The organism is Marinobacter litoralis, assembly GCF_003336705.1.
Classification (GTDB): Bacteria; Pseudomonadota; Gammaproteobacteria; order Pseudomonadales; family Oleiphilaceae; genus Marinobacter; species Marinobacter litoralis.
In genome coordinates, this window is the sequence record NZ_QMDL01000001.1 from 217,908 (window position 1) to 235,175 (window position 17,268).

Here is a 17,268-nt window from a genome sequence, read left to right on the forward strand (position 1 = left end):
TTGATATGAGTAGACGCCGCCGTAAGGTTCTGCCGCAAGAGCCCGTGCGTTGTGAAATTGAAAGCCTTGGCCACGATGGCCGGGGTATTGCCCGTGCCGATGGCAAAGTTCAGTTCGTTGACGGCGGTTTGCCGGGCGAAACAGTTATGGCAAAAGTGGTGGGCAGCCGCAGCAAGTTTGATGAGTTGCGTACGCTGGAGGTGCTGGAAGCGGCTCCGGATCGCCAGCAACCACCGTGTAAATTTGCCGACTTGTGCGGCGGTTGCAGTCTTCAGCACATGAGTGCCGATGCTCAGATACGCTTTAAGGAAAATACTCTGCGTGAGCACTTCGCGCACTTTGGCGGTATTGAGCCGGAAGATTGGGTAGAGCCCATGCGCTCACCGGACACGCTTGGGTATCGCCGTAAGGCTCGCTTGGGTGTTCGTTACGTAAAAGCCCGTGAGTCTGTGCTGGTTGGTTTCCGCGAGAAGCGCAACAGCTTCCTGACCGATATCGATGAGTGCGTCGTGTTGGATCCCCGCATTGGCGAGCGGATTATGCCGCTACGAGAGTTGTTGCACGGCATGGCAGCGTTCGATCGGATTGCGCAAGTCGAGGTGGCGTGTGGTGATGATCATGCGGCCATGGTGTTCCGCAACATGGATGCGCTGGTGCCGGAAGATCAGGAAAAACTGATCGCCTTCGGTCAGATCCATGATCTGCATATTTATCTGCAGCCAAAAGGCCCGGATACGGTTCACCGCATCTGGCCCGAGTCTTCCGGTCGCGATGACGAGCGCTTGAGCTACCGCATGGAAGAGTTTGACCTGACCATGCAGTTCCATCCGATGGACTTCACTCAAGTGAATGCGGGTATCAACGGCAAGATGGTGCACCGTGCGGTTGAATGGCTCGATATACAGCCCGGTGAGCGGGTATTGGATCTGTTCTGTGGCCTTGGCAACTTCACCTTGCCGCTGGCCCGTAAGGGTGGGCAGGTTGTTGGCGTGGAAGGCGACGATGCCATGGTGGTTCGCGGCCGTGAAAACGCAAAGCTGAACGGTCTGGATAACGTGGAGTTTTTCGGGGCAGATTTGCACGGCGACTTCACCGATCAAAGCTGGGCCAAAGAGGGTTTTGATAAAATCCTGATTGATCCGCCCCGCTCCGGTGCGGAAGACATCTGTAAGTACCTGACGGCTTTCGGTGCGGATCAGATCGTCTATGTGTCGTGCAATCCGGCAACCCTGGCCAGAGATGCCGGGGTTATGGTGAACAATGGTTACCGTCTCGTTCGTGCGGGTGTGATGGACATGTTCCCGCACACCACTCACGTTGAGTCGATCGCCTTGTTCGAGCGCGACAAGCGTAAAAAAGTTTGAAGTGTCCGGTTTTCTGCGATCAGGGTAGTTCCAGAAACACCGGGCCAGCATCAGGTAAGTCCTTGCTATGGTTAAAGTTAGGGAAGATTACGGGGTAACCGGCGACGGTCAGGTCGATATTGACCGTTGGGTTCAACGTATTGCGGAACAGGTCCATTTGGAAAATCCGGATCAGTTGCGCCTGGCCTGTGAAAAGGCCGACCGAATAGCGTTGGAAGCGTTCCGTGAAGACCGTTTATGGGCGCCTGGTGCTAACAGTTTTCATACCGGCCTGGAGATGGCGCAGGTTCTGGCCGAGTTGCACCTTGATCAGGCCAGTCTGGTGGCCGCTGTTTTGTACCGCGCCGTGCGGGAAGAACGGGTAGAGCTGGAAGAAATCCGTAAAGAATTTGGTGATGAAGTTGCCGGATTGATTAACGGTGTCCAGCAGATGGCTGCGATTTCCTCGATTCACCACCCCCTCAAAGGTAACGTCTTGGGGCAGAGTGAAGGGCAGCTGGATAACGTCCGCAAGATGCTGGTTACCATGATCGACGACGTTCGGGTTGCTCTGATCAAGCTGGCGGAGCGTACCTGTGCGATTCGGGCGATCAAGGACACCACCCCCGAAAAGCGCATGAAAGTGGCTCGGGAAGTGTTCGATATCTATGCGCCTCTGGCGCACCGGTTAGGCATCGGGCACATCAAATGGGAGCTGGAGGATTTGTCCTTCCGTTACCTGCATGCCACCGCTTATAAAAAGATTGCCCGCTTGCTCGACGAGAAGCGGCTGGATCGTGAAAGCTATATTCGCCGCGTACTTGAAACCCTGCAGACCGAGCTGAAAGCCTCCGGCATTGAGGCCGAACTCAGTGGGCGTGCCAAGCATATCTACAGTATTTGGCGAAAAATGCGCCGGAAGGGTATCGATTTCTCGCAGGTGTACGATGTTCGGGCCGTGCGCATTCTGGTGCCGGAAGTGCGGGACTGCTACGCGGTGCTGGGCATTGTGCATTCGCTTTGGCGGCACATTCCGAATGAGTTCGACGACTACATCGCTAACCCGAAAGAGAACGGCTATCAATCGCTGCATACTGCCGTGGTGGGCGAAGAAGGGCGGGTGATGGAAGTCCAGATTCGTACCCATGCGATGCACGAAGAAGCCGAGCTGGGCGTTTGTGCCCATTGGTTGTACAAAGGCACGGATACGAACAACAAGTCGAGCGGTTACGATGCCAAGATAAATTGGCTGCGTCAGGTTCTGGAATGGCAGGAAGAGTTGGGCGACTTGTCCGGGTTGGCCGACCACCTAAAATCGGATTTCGTGCCCGACCGAATCTACGTATTCACACCGGAAGGCCACGTGGTGGATTTGCCTCAAGGGGCAACGGCGGTCGATTTTGCGTACCGCGTTCACACGGAAATCGGTCACTCGTGTCGTGGCGCGCGGGTTAACAGCCGGATAGTGCCACTGACCTATCCGCTGAAAACGGGCGATCAGGTCTTTATCCTGACCTCGAACAACCCTGCGCCCAGTCGCGACTGGTTGAACCCGAGCCTGGGGTACATACAAACTTCCCGTGCCCGCGCGAAAGTGACCAGTTGGTTCAAACAGCAAGATCGTGGCCGTAACATCATCGATGGCAGAGCGATCCTCGAAGATGAATTCAAGCGATTGTCGCTTTATGACCTGAATCTTACGGATCTGGCAAAACGGGTTAACTACCATTCCTCTGACGATATGTTTGCGGCGATTGGTGCCGGTGACTTAAGGCCGTCTCACGTAGCGAACGTGGCCCAGCAGATGTTGGAGCCGAAAACCGAACAGCTGGACTTGAAATTTAGCCCGGCCCGGAAAAGCGGTTACAGCACAGACTCCGATATCCAGATTCGGGGGGTAGGCAATCTAAAGACACAAGTGGCCAACTGCTGTAAACCGTTACCCGGCGATCCCATTGGCGGTTACATCACCGTTGGCCGCGGGGTAACCGTGCATCGGCAAGATTGCCTCACCTACCTGAACCTTCAGGAATTTGAGCCCAACCGCATCATCGAGGTTAACTGGGGTGGCCAGCCGGCTGCGGTCTATCCGGTCGAGATCGAGATTGAAGCCTACGACCGGTCTGGTTTGTTGCGGGACATCACCCAAGTGTTTTCGAACTCCAAGTGTGACGTGCTGTCGCTGCAAACACAGACCAATAAAGATGAAAATACCGCCACCATGCGGGTTACGGTGGAAATTTCCAGCCTTGAACAGCTGGCTCGTTTGCTGGCTCAGGTGCGTAACTTGCCGAACATTATCGACGTAAGGCGAAAGCGCTCATGAGTTATTCGATCGATGATTTGAAAACCCTCATGGCGCGCCTGCGGGAGCCGGAAACCGGATGCCCGTGGGATACCAAACAAACCTACAGCACGATCGTGCCCCATACCATCGAGGAAGCCTACGAGGTGGCCGATGCCATCGCCCGAGAGGATTTTCCGCATTTGAAAGATGAGCTGGGGGACCTGCTGTTTCAGGTGATTTTTTACGGACAAATTGGCAAAGAAGACGGCCATTTTGACTTTGATGCCATCGTTGATCACTTGGTCCGTAAGCTCATTCGCCGGCACCCGCATGTGTTTCCGGACGGTACTCTGGACAGTCGAATCGACCCGGACAATCGCCCGGACGAGGCCTGGATCAAAGCCAGTTGGGAGCGAATTAAAGCCGAAGAGCGGGCAAGTAAGCCTGCAACCAACGAGCCGGTTAGCCGGCTTGATGGCATCGCCCGCACCTTGCCGGCCATCGCTCGAGCCGAAAAGTTGCAAAAGCGTGCCTCCAACCATGGCTTTGACTGGCCCGACATAACGCCGGTGTTCGATAAATTGCATGAAGAAATTGATGAGTTGAAAGAAGCCTGGCAAGCGGCAGAAGCGGGCACGGGGGATCGTGATGCCGTCGAAGACGAGCTCGGTGATCTGATGTTTGTGTGCGTGAACCTGGCCAGGTTCATGAAAGTGAATCCCGAGCAGGCACTGGAGCGAACCAACCGGAAATTTGATGCCAGATTTCGGGCCATTGAGCGTATTCTGCGCGAACAAGGGCGAGATCTGGACAGCGAGAGTCTTGAGGCGCTGGATGCCATTTGGCAGCAAGTCAAAGGCGTTGAAAAAGGCTAACCCTAAGGCCTGATAGCGTTTTTGGCGAATCCTTAGTATCGTAAGTTCAGATTGTTTCTGCTCATTTAAAAGGAACTCCACGTGACTGAACTGCATCCTGACTTGCGAGAAAACGTACGTTTACTGGGGGAATTGTTGGGCCAGAGCATTCAACGATTTCCCGGGCAAGACTGTTACGATCGAATAGAGGAGCTTCGGGCTGCTGCCAAAGCCGACCGGCTCCAGGAAAGCGGTTCTGGACAGCGCCTGGTGACCTTGCTGGGTCAGTTGAGTGACGATGAGCTCCTTCCTGTCACCCGCGCGTTTAATCAGTTTCTGAACCTCGCCAATCTGGCAGAGCAGTACCACGGGATTCGTCGCAAACAGGGCCATGCATCGGACCTGACGGTGGAATCGCTTACCGAAGTGTTCGAACGCCTGAAGGCTGGCGGTGTTGCACCCGAAGAATTGCACCAGAAGGTAGCGGATTTGCACATAGAATTTGTGCTCACCGCGCATCCCACCGAAGTGGCTCGCCGCACCTTGATCATGAAGTATGACGAGATGTCGGATTGCCTGGAGAAGCTGGATCACAGCGACTTGCTACCCGATGAACGCGACGACATTGTGAGCCGTCTGTCCCAGTTGATTACTGAGGCGTGGCACACCGACGAAATTCGCTACGAGCGCCCCACAGCTGTCGATGAGGCCAAGTGGGGTTTTGCGGTGATCGAGAATAGCCTGTGGGAGGCATTGCCACGCTTCCTGCGCAATCTGGACAAGTCACTGCTAGATGTTTCTGGTCAAGGTCTTCCCATTGAGGCTACGCCGGTTCAGGTTGCTTCATGGATGGGCGGGGACCGCGACGGTAACCCGAATGTTACCCATGAAGTGACCCAGGAAGTCTTCTTGCTCGGCCGTTGGATGGCGGCTGATCTTTATTTGCGAGACATCAAAGCCTTACGTGCCGAATTGTCTATGTGGCAGGGCAGTGATGAATTGAAGGCACTGGCGGGTGACTCGCGGGAGCCATACCGGATTGTCTTGGGGCAGTTACGTGACCGGTTAATCAAAACCCGCGATTGGGCAGCCGCACGCGCCAAAGGCGAAGCCGCCGACGATACAGGCATTCTGTTTGAAAACGAGGATCTGACGGCACCGCTGGAACTTTGTTATCGGTCGTTGGTGGATTGTGGTTTGGAACACATTGCCAATGGTCCGCTGCTGGACACGATTCGCCGGGCGCATACGTTCGGGCTGCCTCTGATTCGTTTGGATATCCGCCAAGAAGCCGCCCGCCACGCCGAGGCAGTGGCGGAGATTGTCGATTATCTGGGCATGGGGGATTACACATCCTGGCCTGAATCCGAGCGGCAAGAATTCCTGTTGCGGGAGTTGCAAGGGCGCCGGCCACTGGTGCCCCGTGGTTGGCAGCCGTCCGAAGCAGTTAAGGAAGTGTTGGCGACCTGTGAAGTGGTTGCCAGGCAGACCCCGGAAGCGCTGGGTTCCTATGTGATCTCCATGGCCAGTCAGCCGTCGGATGTGCTCAGTGTGATCTTGCTGTTACGGGAAGCTGGCATGCAGTTTCCCATGCGGGTTGTGCCTCTGTTTGAAACCCTTAGCGACCTGCAAGGCGCGCCGGATGCTATGGCTGCGCTATATCAGGTAGATTGGTACCGCGAGTATTGCCGGGGCCGGCAAGAAGTGATGATCGGTTATTCAGATTCATCCAAAGACGCGGGTCAAATGATGGCGGCTTGGGCGCAGTACCAGGCACAGGAAAAACTCACCGAGGTGGCCAACCAATATGGCGTGCATCTGACGTTGTTCCATGGCCGTGGCGGTACGGTTGGGCGGGGTGGTGGTCCTGCTAATAGGGCTATCCTGTCGCAACCCCCCGGCTCCGTGAATGGTAGTTTCAGGATCACCGAACAAGGCGAGATGATTCGCTTCAAGTTCGGCTTGCCCAAGCTGGCGGTGCAAAGCCTGACACTTTATACCACGGCTGTGGTCGAGGCGACGTTGGCGCCGCCTCCGGTGCCCAAGGAAAGCTGGCGGGAAGTGATGGACTGGCTGACCAGCATCTCGCTCAAATCTTATCGCGATGTGGTGCGGGAAAATCCGGAATTCGTGCCTTATTTCCGTCAGGTAACACCGGAAACCGCGCTGGGTAAGTTGGCCCTTGGTAGCCGTCCTGCCCGGCGCAAACCTACTGGCGGTGTCGAGAGCTTGCGTGCTATTCCCTGGATCTTCGCCTGGACTCAGATGCGTTTGATGCTGCCGAGTTGGTTGGGCAGTGATCTCGCGCTTGAAGAAGCTGCGCGTCAAAATCGTTTGCCAGAACTGAGGGAAATGATGAAGGGATGGCCGTTCTTTAAAACCTACGTAGATATGCTGGAAATGGTGTTGGCCAAAGCAGATCTGCGAATAGCGACCTATTATGAACAGACCCTTGTGCAGGACGACACCCTGAAATCCCTCGGTGCTAACTTGCGAGGGCGCTTGCAGGGTTGCGTTGAGCGTTTGCTTGAGCTGAAAGAGCAAAAAAGTCTTCTGGAGGAAGAGCCGGTCTTTGCCCACTCTATGCGGGTTCGGAATCCTTATACCGACCCATTGCACTACCTTCAGGCCGAGCTACTGCGCCGAGATCGGGAGAGTGAGGGCAAAACCAATGTGCCCGAGTTGGTCGAGCGGGCTCTTAAAGTGACAATGGCCGGTATCTCCGCGGGCATGCGTAACACGGGTTAACTCTCCAAAGAGAGCGAGGTTGTGGCGCTATATCAGTTGTGATCATCAAAGGAGTAAGCACTGTTGGCAGTGGTAGAGAAACTGGCGCATTTTCTGAGCCGAAAAGGGATTGCCTATCGGCTCATTGAAACCGAACCCGCCAACAGTCTGGATGCCTTGGTGCTTGCGTCAGGGCGATCGCAGCACGACTTTATTCAGGCCACTATGCTGATCGACATGACCGGAGTGGTGATGGCTGTGCACCGGTTTGACAGTGCGCCGGATTTGGACTCGGTGCAGCAACTAACCGGGCGACGCCTGAAGCCGTTGACCGCCCGCCAGATAAGCCGGTTGTTCGGTGATTGTGCGCCCGGCTTTGTGCCGCCCCTGGGCGCGGCATGGGGGATTCCTGTGCTGGTGGATGAAGACGTCAATACTGCCGATACGGTGATTTTTACTGGCGGGGCGAATCATTCATTGCTTGAGATGGATGGACGCTCATTGAGACTTGCGCTGGCGGGCGCAAGGGAAGGGCGACTGGTGATCCATGGTCAGGGTGTGGGTGAGCGTGAAGCCTTAACGCTCGAGCAGGTGGCCGACAAGCTCCAGAAGCTTTACCGTTTGCCTCCGATGCCCGCCCTGGCCTTGCGCATTCTCCGGCTGACTGGCAACCCAGAGGCTTCGGCGAAGGAGCTGTCGGAGCTGATCGAGTTCGATCCCAGCATGACGGCACAGATCATGCGGTATGCCCGTTCCGCTTTGTTTGCCTACCCCGGTCAGGTCAATACGGTTCAAGAGGCTGTGACGCGAGTTCTGGGCTTTGATCGCGTGGCCCATATAGCGCTGGGGATTGCCTCGGTCCAGGCCTTTGATGTGCCGCGCAACGGGCCCTTGGGGATGGACAACTTCTGGCGACATTCGTTGTACTGTGCCTTCCTCTGCCAGGGTTTGGCTGCCCGAGCCGGGCATGATAAAGGTTTGGCTTATCTGTGTGGGCTGTTGCACAATTTCGGTTTATTGTTGATCGGGCATCTGTTTCCGACCGAATTCGACGAGCTGAACGCGCTCAGAGAGATTAACCCCAAAGCCAGCCTGCAAGCGTTGGAGCAGGAAGTTCTGGGGCACAGCGAACAGGAAGATATTCTTTCCGTGGGTCACGGCGCGATCGGTGGTATCTTGCATCGGCTTTGGCAGCTGCCAGAACCTGTAATCAAAGCGGCCGGCATGCACCAACATATTGGATACAACGGCGACCATGAAGAGTATGTGGTGATGGTTCAACTCGCTAATGCGGTGTTGAAAGAGCAAGGAATTGGTGATGAGTTCAATGCCGATGATGTGCCGGCTCTGGTTGCCGCGTTAGGGTTGGACATAACCGATCTGGAACGGGTGAAACAAGACGTAGAGCAAGTATCTTCCGACTTGGATGTGCTCGCATCCTCCTTGTCTTCTTGAGCCAAACGACCTTGCTCAAGCCAGCTATATCCACTTTGCATCTATTTAAAATACGCGATGATACAGAGGTCGACTTTCTCTGCAGGGGCTGAGTTCGTATAATGCGGCCTCGATTCTCGTCTGGGCCTGCTGAAACCGCCTTACGATTCTGGAGAGGTTGTCGCAAAAACTCGGGTTTTTGCAACAACTTTTCGCACGACAATTTAAGACAACGGGAGTACAACGTTATGAAAATCATCATGCTAGGCGCGCCAGGTGCGGGCAAGGGCACTCAAGCCCAATTTATCACCAGCCAGTTCGATATCCCCCAGATCTCGACCGGTGACATGCTGCGCGCTGCCGTTAAAGCGGAATCTGAGCTGGGCAAGCAGGTGAAAGAAGTGATGGCTTCCGGTGGCTTGGTGTCTGATGACATCATTATCGCGCTGATTGAAGAGCGCATTCAGCAGCCGGATTGCAAAAACGGCTATCTGCTGGATGGTTTTCCGCGCACGATTCCTCAGGCTGAAGCGCTGAAGGATCAAGGCATTGATATCGATTACGTTGTGGAAATCGCCGTAGACGACGAAGAAATTGTTAGCCGTCTATCTGGCCGTCGCGTTCACGAAGGCAGTGGCCGTATTTATCACGTGAAATACGATCCACCCAAGGTTGCCGGCAAAGACGATGAAACCGGTGAAGATCTGGTTCAGCGTGAAGACGATAAAGAAGAGACTGTGCGTAAGCGCCTGGGCATCTATCATGACCAGACTGCACCGCTGATCGGTTTCTATCAGGGCTGGGCTGAGAAGGCTCCTGCAGATGCGCCTAAGTACGTTCGCGTGGAAGGTGTTGGCAGCCTGGACAGCATTCGCGACCAGATCCTGTCACAACTCAAGTAACTGAAACCGGAGTAGCCGCGGAGGCCTGATCTGTGAAGTTGTTAGCACTGGATACGTCTTCCGAAGGCTGCTCCGCCGCTTTGTGGCTCGATGGCCAGATTACCGAGCGGTTTGAACTGGCCCCTCGTGGCCATACCCGCCTTTTAATGCCCATGGTGCGCGAACTGCTCGCCGAACAGGGGCTGAAACCTTCCGATCTGGATGCCTTAGCCTTTGCTCGTGGGCCGGGGTCGTTTACCGGATTACGCATCGCCACCGGAGTTATTCAAGGTTTGGCTTGGGGGCTCGATTTGCCGGTTGTACCGGTATCTTCATTGGCGGCTGTAGCTCTTAACGCGATTGAAGAGCATCAGTTATCCGACGGTAGCGGTGTTGCGGTCGCGTTCGATGCACGTATGAGTGAGGTGTATTGGGCGACCTTTGCCTGCCGGGGCGGCCTGCCTGTTTTGCAGGGCGACGAACGGGTGTGTCATCCGGATAAGGTCAGCCTGACCGAGTCGGACGATATAACCGGCACCTGGTTTGGTGCAGGTCAAGGCTGGAAGTTTCAAAGTGACATGCCGGAGGCTGTAGCAACTCGTATGGCCTCCGTTGATCTCTCTCTCGTGCCGAGGGCGGCTCATGTCGCTCGCTTGGCGATCCCCGAATTTCATGCGGGTCAGGCAGTTCCTGCGGAGCAGGCACAGCCAGTGTATGTCCGCGATGAAGTCACCTGGAAGAAGCTCCCGGGGCGGGAATAGTCTCGGGAGACCATTGCCATGGCTGATAGCTCACCCGTAAATTCCATCTCTCTGGAAGACATTGTTGCCGTGGGTTGTACCCCGTTGGGAGACAACCAGGGCGCCAGGAATCTCGCCGATCAACTGGGACTGACTTGGCTGGGCTTAGTGAAGCCAAAGCTTGTCAGGGACTTTCCTGTGTTGCTGATGATGGATGACCAAGGGTTGGCTCTTCAGCTAACCGGGAAAGGCGCTCCCGGCCCTGTCAGGGCCGAGTTCGTGACGGGCAAGATGGGTTATCGGCGCGAGCATGGGGGAGGCACCGGTCAGCTGGTGGCCCGCGCGGTGGGCTTGCAGAAAACCAAATCGGAGTTGCACGTGCTCGACGCCACTGCAGGTTTGGGGCAAGACGCGTTCGTGCTGGCAGGACTGGGCTGCAAAGTGACGCTGTTTGAGCGTAATCCGGTTATTCATGCGTTGTTGGCCGACGGTCTGGCACGAGCCGCGTTAAATGCGGAATGTGCCGCCGTGGTGCAACGTATGGATTTGCAAACCGGCAATTCTGTGGACTGGCTACGGGAGTCCGGTGCCGAAGTGGCGGACGTGGTCTATCTGGACCCAATGTTTCCGCACCGTGATAAATCGGCCTTGGTGAAGAAAGAAATGCAGGTGTTCCGGCAGGTGGTCGGCGATGATGACGATTCGGAACAATTGTTGGAGGCCGCGTTGTCAGCGGCTCGCTACCGGGTGGTGGTTAAGCGGCCCCGTAAGGCTCCGTCAGTGGCAGGGCCGAAACCTGCAACGCAGGTGGAAGGCAAAAGCAGTCGTTACGATATTTATCCGCTAAAAGCCCTGCCGGGCTGAATCTGATCCATCCCGGCAGGGTTTGTTGTTCAGGCGTCCATCATCGTGATTTGCTGAATCGCCTGGCGTTTCTCAACGCTCAGCACCAAGCGCGCATCTTCAGCGACTTCATCCAGCCCCTCTCCGTAACATAGCCGACCATCTTCGTCTGCAATAAGTACTTCATTCTTTTGCATGTTCGCGATGAAACTGCGGAACAGGGTTTTGTCGAAAAATTCCGGAGCGTTCAGGCCAAACAAGATCGACATTCGCTCAGCCAGCAGCGTGCTCTGTTCTTCCAGTTCGGCCGCAGTCAGTTTGCCCGAGCCGTATTTACGCAGGATGCCCAGAGCGATGTGGTAGCGCTCAAGGGTCTGAATGACAAAGCGTGACAGAATGCGCGCGCGCAACATCGATTCAGTGCCCTCTTCGGGCCGGCTGAGCTTGTCTTCTTCAAGAGCCACAAGCAGGCCTTGCTGGATCAACACGTCAATCCACTGGTGGATGATGGTTTCGATTTCGTCTTGTGTGTAGCGGAGGAAAAGCTCCGACTGAAGGTAAGGGTAGGCAACGCTCGCCAGGAAGACGATTTTCTCGCGACGCAGACAGGCCTTGTTCTCGAACAGGCTGACAATCAGTGCCGGAAGGGCAAACAGGTGCTGAATGTTGTTACGGTAATACGTCATCAGGATGGCGTTGGAGCCTTCCAATGAAATGATATCACCCAGCTTTTGAGGCAAGCGGTTAATCAGCCCCATGCCCTCGCAGTAGGTCAGCCAGTCTTTTGCATCGCCTTCAGGTAATGTCACGGTGTCGGCGTATGGGAATGCTTTCAGCATGCTGGCAAACTGGTCCATTAGGCGCACCAGCTGGCCTTCGTCCATCGCCATTCTCTCGGTGCCCAGTAAAACGGTTGCGGTAATGCCTATCGGATTGACCGCGACTGCCGCATTGATATTGCCCGCTACCCGCTGAGACAGTTCTGATACCGCATCAGGCAGCCAGTCTGGCCGGTACTCGGGATCGTAGGCTTCTTCGCGCCAGGTGCCGCGCACATCGTCTAACACGTTAGCCAGCGGAATAGGCTCGCCGAAGTTCAAGGAAACCCGGCCAAACGAGTTGCTGAGCTTGCGGACCGTTTTGGCCAGCCCGAACACGCTTTCTTTTTGCTTCTTCTTGCCGCGCAGCTCACCGAGATAGGAGCGGCCTTCCATCACCTTCTCGTAACCGATGTAGACGGGCACAAAAACAATCGGTTTCCGGTTGTCGCGCAGAAAGCTGCGCACGGTCATCGACAACATGCCGGGTCTCGGCGGCAGCATGCGTCCGGTTCGTGAACGGCCACCCTCTACGAAGTACTCAACCGAATAACCCCGGGTGAACATCACATGCATGTACTCATTGAATACAGTGGCATACAACGGGTTGTCCTTGAAGCTTCGGCGCATGAAGAATGCACCACCACGGCGAAGAATCGGGCCGACGATGGGCATGTTCAAATTGATACCTGCCGCTATATGGGGGGGCATCAACCCGTTCTTGTAAAGGACATAAGACAACAGAAGATAATCGATGTGGGAGCGGTGGCAGGGCACATAAACAACCGAGCTGTCCTGTGCGACTTCTTTGGCAACCTGAATGTTGTTAATCGCAATGCCGTTGTAGATGCGGTTCCAGAGCCAGGCGAGCACCCGTTCCATAAAACGGATGGTCACAATGGACATGCTGGCGGCAATCTCGTCGGCGTATTTGTATGCGCGTGCACGGACTTTTTCAGGTGCGATGTCTTCTTTGGCGGCAGTTTCCCGTATGGCTTCTTTCACTGCGGGGGTGCGCAGTAGCCCTTCAACCAGTGTGCGGCGATGGGATAAATCCGGCCCCAGAACGGCTTGGCGTACGCGCCGGAAATGGGTGCGGAGAATGCGGCCCAGTTTACGCCGGGCTTTTTCTTCGTTGTTGCGGTACTCGTCTACGACTTTGTTAAGTGACAACGGTTGGTTGAACTGAACGTAGGTGTTGCGGCCGTGAACCAGGATCAAAAGCATTTTTTGTAGTCGGCCGGCAACGGACCAGGTATCGGAAAGCAGGAGTTTGACCAGCGATTTTTCTTTGTCGGGAGAACGCCCCCAAAAGAGTGATACAGGGACAATCTGCACGTCTTTTTCCGGGTGCTTTACCCCGAATTTGACGAGCTCACTGAACTCTTTGGTAGGCACGGGTTTTTGTCTGCCGCCCCTGAACAAGCCGCCCACCCGTTGGTAAAGAAAGAAGAACGAATGGGTAGAGCTGTTCTTGACCGGGAGTTCAGGGGCTGGCCCGGACAGTTTGGCCCGAATCACTTCTTGCTCCAAAACCAATCGGCTCGACAACGAACTGTACTGGAGGACGTAGCACACGGGTTTTTCAGGATCGAGCCCGAGATCTTCCAATGTGTTGCCGCTGACGTCTGTGCGAACCCATAAAAACAGGATTTTGCGGAAAAAACACAGGATCAGGCTGCGAATGCCCTGATAAAATCGCATAAGATGTAACTCCGGACCTGGAAACAGTGGCCAAGTTTAACGGGTTGTCGCGAGGGCGAAAAGTCGTATAGACATTCTTGCCAGTTATTTCGATGTGTTACATTGCTGTCCAGCGTTAGATAAATAGGGGCTGGCTATGGTGAATCACAGCGCGCAGTGGGTACCCGGTTGGAGCGACGATACGCCAGAACAGGGTGATTTGTTGTTGGCGTTTTCCGGTGGCGGCATTTTAAAACCGGGCAACGGGTGGTTTTTGCGTTGGGGTGGCCCTGAAATGGGGGATAGCCGGCCAGAAGCCCTGCCCCTTGGAACCTGGTGCGGGCACAGAGTTTTTGTCAGTACCTTGCCGGACACCGGTTTGCCGGGCCTAAGCACTGTGACGCTCCGAGACGCGATATTACAAGTACCGGCTGCACCGGTCGAGCTACTAAGCACCGGGTTTCAGGTTTGGCAATGGTGGCAAGACCATCGTTTCTGCGGGCGCTGCGGTGAAGCGACACAAGCTCACCCACGTGAACGTGCCCGCTGGTGTGGGCGATGCAACGTTCCTTGGTATCCCAGAATTTCACCTTGCGTGATTGTGGTTATTCGTCGAGATGACCGATTTCTGTTGGCCAAATCGTCCCGGGTTACCCGTAACTTTTATAGTTTGATCGCGGGTTTTGTTGAACCCGGCGAGAGTCTGGAGCAAGCGGTCGTTCGAGAAGTGAAAGAAGAAACCGGGCTGGATGTAGCGAACATCCGGTACCAAAACTCCCAGCCCTGGCCGTTCCCACACCAAATGATGATGGGCTTTTTTGCAGACTATCAAGGTGGTGATCTTGTGCTTCAGGAAGATGAGTTGGCTGATGCCGGCTGGTACACACCGGATGACCATCCGCCGATTCCCCCTGTCACCACCATTTCTGGTCAGCTAATTCAGGCCATGAAAGCCGAGATTAACTCTTCCGGAGCGTCATCCTGACGATGAGCAAACGTAATCCGAGAGTACTGGTGTTTGATTCCGGTGTGGGTGGTTTCAGCGTGGCTGCCTGTATACATCGAACTTTGCCCGGCGCAGAGTTGCTGTATGTAGCCGACAACGCGGGGTTTCCCTATGGCGATCAGCCTGAACAAGTGGTGATCGAACGCTGCTGTTCGCTGATCGAAGCGTGTGTTCAGGAAACGTCGTGCGATGTCATCGTTATTGCCTGTAATACCGCCAGCACGGTTGTCCTGCCTCATTTGAGAGCTCGAACAGAGATCCCTGTGGTGGGCGTGGTGCCTGCGATCAAACCGGCTTCGCAATGCACGGTGAACCGGAAAATCGGCGTTCTGGCTACTCCAGCTACGGTAAAACGACCTTACCTGGATGAGCTTATTCGAGACTTTGCGAGTGACTGCGAGGTGGTTCGATTGGGCGATCCCAACCTGGTGCGCTGGGCAGAGGAATTGGTTTCCGGCCAGGAGCCGAAACAGCCCCTTCTGAATGACGTTCTGCTTCCATTCCAACAACGTGGTGTGGACACCGTCGTTTTAGGGTGTACCCATTATCCTTTGTTGCTGCCTTGGTTTCGGGAAAGCTTGCCCGGGGTGAAATTTTGGGTCGATTCGGGGCAGGCAATTGCTCGGCGTGTGGAGTATTTACTGCAAAATGCCGGCTGCATGCCGGTTCCAGAAGCGCCAGAGGAGTTGGCGGGGGCGGTCGTCAGAACGGCCTGTTTTTCAGGCCCCGCGCCCGCCGGTATTGCCCGCTTTCTGGAGGGGATGGGCATGCCTGTTGCTGATGTGAAGAGCCACTGGCCCGACTCAAAGTAGCCGGGTCAGCTTGAACATGGCGAAGAATTCAAGCGCCGGAATGGCCCGTTTGTGACAGCAATAGGTCTTGAAGTTTTCGCCGCGAAAGCGGGACTTTGTAAACTCCAGACCTTTGAAGTTGTATAGAAAGTTCCCTTTGTCGTAGATGCCGTGCATCAGCTTTTTCAACAGCCGGCTTTCCTGATGTTCGGTGGTTTTATCCAGTGATAAAGGGATCAGACCCAAATCGATGAACGGAACTCCTTCTTCTTTAAAGACCTCCATAGCGTGGGCCATCAACGTGTAGAAAATGCCCTGGCGGAAATCTGCATTTGCCCGTGAGATGTTCGGCACGTAGCTGATGATTTCGTTATTGAGGTAGATCGGATCGAAATAGATAAAGCCAACCGCTTTGCCATCCTGGTAGGCATAGAAGTGACGCTCGTTCTCACGGTAATCCATTTCCATCGGGCGAATCAGGAAACGGATTTCATTGCTTTTGCACTTGCGGGTACGTATCCAGGCCTCGGATATTTCACGAGTGTTATCGTCGCTGTAGCGTTCTTTAACAGTGATCCCGTGCTTGTCGGCCTGATTCAGAGCGGTGCGCAAGATCTGTTTCTTTTTACCGGTCAGAGACCATTTCTGAAGTTCGATCCGGGACTCGCAGCCAAATTGGGTGCCATACATGCCGAAACGCAGGTGCAGAAAATCCACTACAGCCTTGGACACCTGAACGTATGAGGCCTTCGGAAATTTCTGCTGGAACTGCTCTAGAATCACGGGGAAATCTTCCCGAGCCGCAACCGGATCGGACAGCACGAAGGTGCCGCCCCATTTGCGCATGTAAGCAATGTAGCCGACGCCCGGTACATCGAAATATTGCATGCCGGGCTGTAGGGTGGAGAACGACTGAGAGTGAGCTCCGTGTTGTTTCAGGTAGCCCACCCGTTCTGAAAATGTGAACTGGCAACGCGCGTTTTCGTTGATGCCATCGAGTGCAAGAATTTGGTCTGACATAACACTGCTCCCGTAACCTTTTTTATTATCTTGGTTAATAGGTTTTAGGCTTTTTTCTGACCCAGAATCGACCAGTAACAATCCATGTTAAGTAGCTTGAAGTGCTTCTTTTCGTTCACTTGCAAGCCCAAGCGCTGCATATGCTCGGGGTAGTTGTAGATTTTGTGGAAGGCGTTGTTGGCGAACAGCCAGAACACGAACACGGCCATGTACCAATAAAGTTTTTTGAACGTGCGAGAGAAAATGTTTCCGGTGGGGTAGCAAAAATCACCAACGACGATTTTAGCCTCCGATTTGCCCAGGCTGATCAGATGTTCCAGCACTTTAACCATCATGTCTTCATCGAATACGTTCAGGAAAAAGTTGGCGACAACCATGTCGTATTGGTCTACCTCATCCACTTTCATTATATCGCTGTGGATGCGGCGAATGTTCAGGTGCGGTGCTTCTGCACTCAGGGCTTCACCAAACTTACGCAGCATGGTTTCAGACAAATCGACCACCGTTACATCGGCCCCGAGTTCGGCTGCGCGAATGGCGTCACGACCATGGCCGACACCGGCAAATAAAACCCGGTCGCCTTTTTGCACGGTTTCAACGTCCAGCATGGCAGTTTTGCAGTGATGAATGTTTTTGCCGCTGTAAAGGTTGCTGAGAAAATCGTAGACGGGACCGATATATTTGTACTTGTCGCGCATCGTTACTGCCTTCTTTCTGGTATCTGTTTGCCGCCACCTTTTTGTCGTTGTTAACCGTTAAACGGTGAGTTCGGTGGCGTGCGTGTAAGAACAAGATTAGAGAAGGCGCTGAGCGAAATATGTGCAGTAGCACGCATTTCGAG

13 protein-coding genes are annotated in these 17,268 nt (G+C 54.7%); 10 read left to right on the forward strand and 3 right to left on the reverse strand.

Annotation, left to right across the window (positions count from 1 at the left end; translation table 11 throughout):
* Positions 1-5: 5 nt before the first annotated feature.
* The 8 genes from rlmD (at position 6) to DOQ08_RS01075 (ending at position 11,130) form a co-directional block, all read left to right on the forward strand.
* Positions 6-1,364: a 23S rRNA (uracil(1939)-C(5))-methyltransferase RlmD gene (gene rlmD, locus DOQ08_RS01040; protein WP_114333054.1), complete on the forward strand. Its 1,359-nt coding sequence runs from the start codon at positions 6-8 to the stop codon at positions 1,362-1,364.
* 67 nt (positions 1,365-1,431) lie between these two features.
* The gene (gene relA / locus DOQ08_RS01045) at positions 1,432-3,669 is read left to right on the forward strand and encodes a GTP diphosphokinase (protein WP_114333055.1); all 2,238 of its coding nucleotides are present in this window, start codon (positions 1,432-1,434) and stop codon (positions 3,667-3,669) included.
* The gene (gene mazG, locus DOQ08_RS01050; RefSeq protein ID WP_114333056.1) at positions 3,666-4,505 is read left to right on the forward strand and encodes a nucleoside triphosphate pyrophosphohydrolase; all 840 of its coding nucleotides are present in this window, start codon (positions 3,666-3,668) and stop codon (positions 4,503-4,505) included. Before relA ends, mazG begins: the two co-directional genes overlap by 4 nt.
* A gap of 81 nt (positions 4,506-4,586) precedes the next feature.
* Positions 4,587-7,232 carry a phosphoenolpyruvate carboxylase gene (ppc, locus tag DOQ08_RS01055; RefSeq protein ID WP_114333057.1) on the forward strand — a complete coding sequence of 882 codons (2,646 nt, stop codon included), beginning with the start codon at positions 4,587-4,589 and terminating at the stop codon, positions 7,230-7,232.
* A gap of 63 nt (positions 7,233-7,295) precedes the next feature.
* Positions 7,296-8,666: an HDOD domain-containing protein gene (locus tag DOQ08_RS01060; RefSeq protein WP_114333058.1), complete on the forward strand. Its 1,371-nt coding sequence runs from the start codon at positions 7,296-7,298 to the stop codon at positions 8,664-8,666.
* Positions 8,667-8,893: 227 nt separating this feature from the next.
* Positions 8,894-9,547, forward strand: a complete 654-nt coding sequence (gene adk, locus DOQ08_RS01065) for an adenylate kinase (RefSeq protein WP_114333059.1) — start codon at positions 8,894-8,896, stop codon at positions 9,545-9,547.
* A gap of 32 nt (positions 9,548-9,579) precedes the next feature.
* Positions 9,580-10,287: a tRNA (adenosine(37)-N6)-threonylcarbamoyltransferase complex dimerization subunit type 1 TsaB gene (gene tsaB / locus DOQ08_RS01070; RefSeq protein ID WP_114333060.1), complete on the forward strand. Its 708-nt coding sequence runs from the start codon at positions 9,580-9,582 to the stop codon at positions 10,285-10,287.
* Between the two features lie 18 nt (positions 10,288-10,305).
* On the forward strand, positions 10,306-11,130 hold the full coding sequence (locus DOQ08_RS01075) for a class I SAM-dependent methyltransferase (RefSeq protein ID WP_114333061.1): 825 nt from the start codon (positions 10,306-10,308) through the stop codon (positions 11,128-11,130).
* Between the two features lie 29 nt (positions 11,131-11,159).
* Here the strand turns inward: DOQ08_RS01075 and plsB are convergent, their stop codons facing one another.
* A complete protein-coding gene (gene plsB / locus DOQ08_RS01080) occupies positions 11,160-13,631 on the reverse strand; it encodes a glycerol-3-phosphate 1-O-acyltransferase PlsB (RefSeq protein WP_114333062.1) in 2,472 nt (823 codons plus the stop codon).
* Positions 13,632-13,767: 136 nt separating this feature from the next.
* On the opposite strand from plsB, the gene nudC reads away from it, so the two are divergent.
* Both nudC and murI read left to right on the forward strand, forming a co-directional pair.
* Positions 13,768-14,595, forward strand: a complete 828-nt coding sequence (gene nudC, locus DOQ08_RS01085) for an NAD(+) diphosphatase (RefSeq protein WP_114333063.1) — start codon at positions 13,768-13,770, stop codon at positions 14,593-14,595.
* Positions 14,596-14,597: 2 nt separating this feature from the next.
* Positions 14,598-15,428, forward strand: a complete 831-nt coding sequence (gene murI / locus DOQ08_RS01090; RefSeq protein WP_114333064.1) for a glutamate racemase — start codon at positions 14,598-14,600, stop codon at positions 15,426-15,428.
* Here murI and DOQ08_RS01095 read toward each other — a convergent pair.
* The gene (locus tag DOQ08_RS01095; protein WP_114333065.1) at positions 15,420-16,427 is read right to left on the reverse strand and encodes a DUF2156 domain-containing protein; all 1,008 of its coding nucleotides are present in this window, start codon (positions 16,425-16,427) and stop codon (positions 15,420-15,422) included. The two genes, murI and DOQ08_RS01095, sit on opposite strands and share 9 nt — an antisense overlap.
* Positions 16,428-16,471: 44 nt before the next feature.
* Positions 16,472-17,125, reverse strand: a complete 654-nt coding sequence (locus tag DOQ08_RS01100; RefSeq protein ID WP_114333066.1) for a class I SAM-dependent methyltransferase — start codon at positions 17,123-17,125, stop codon at positions 16,472-16,474.
* Positions 17,126-17,268: the final 143 nt, after the last annotated feature.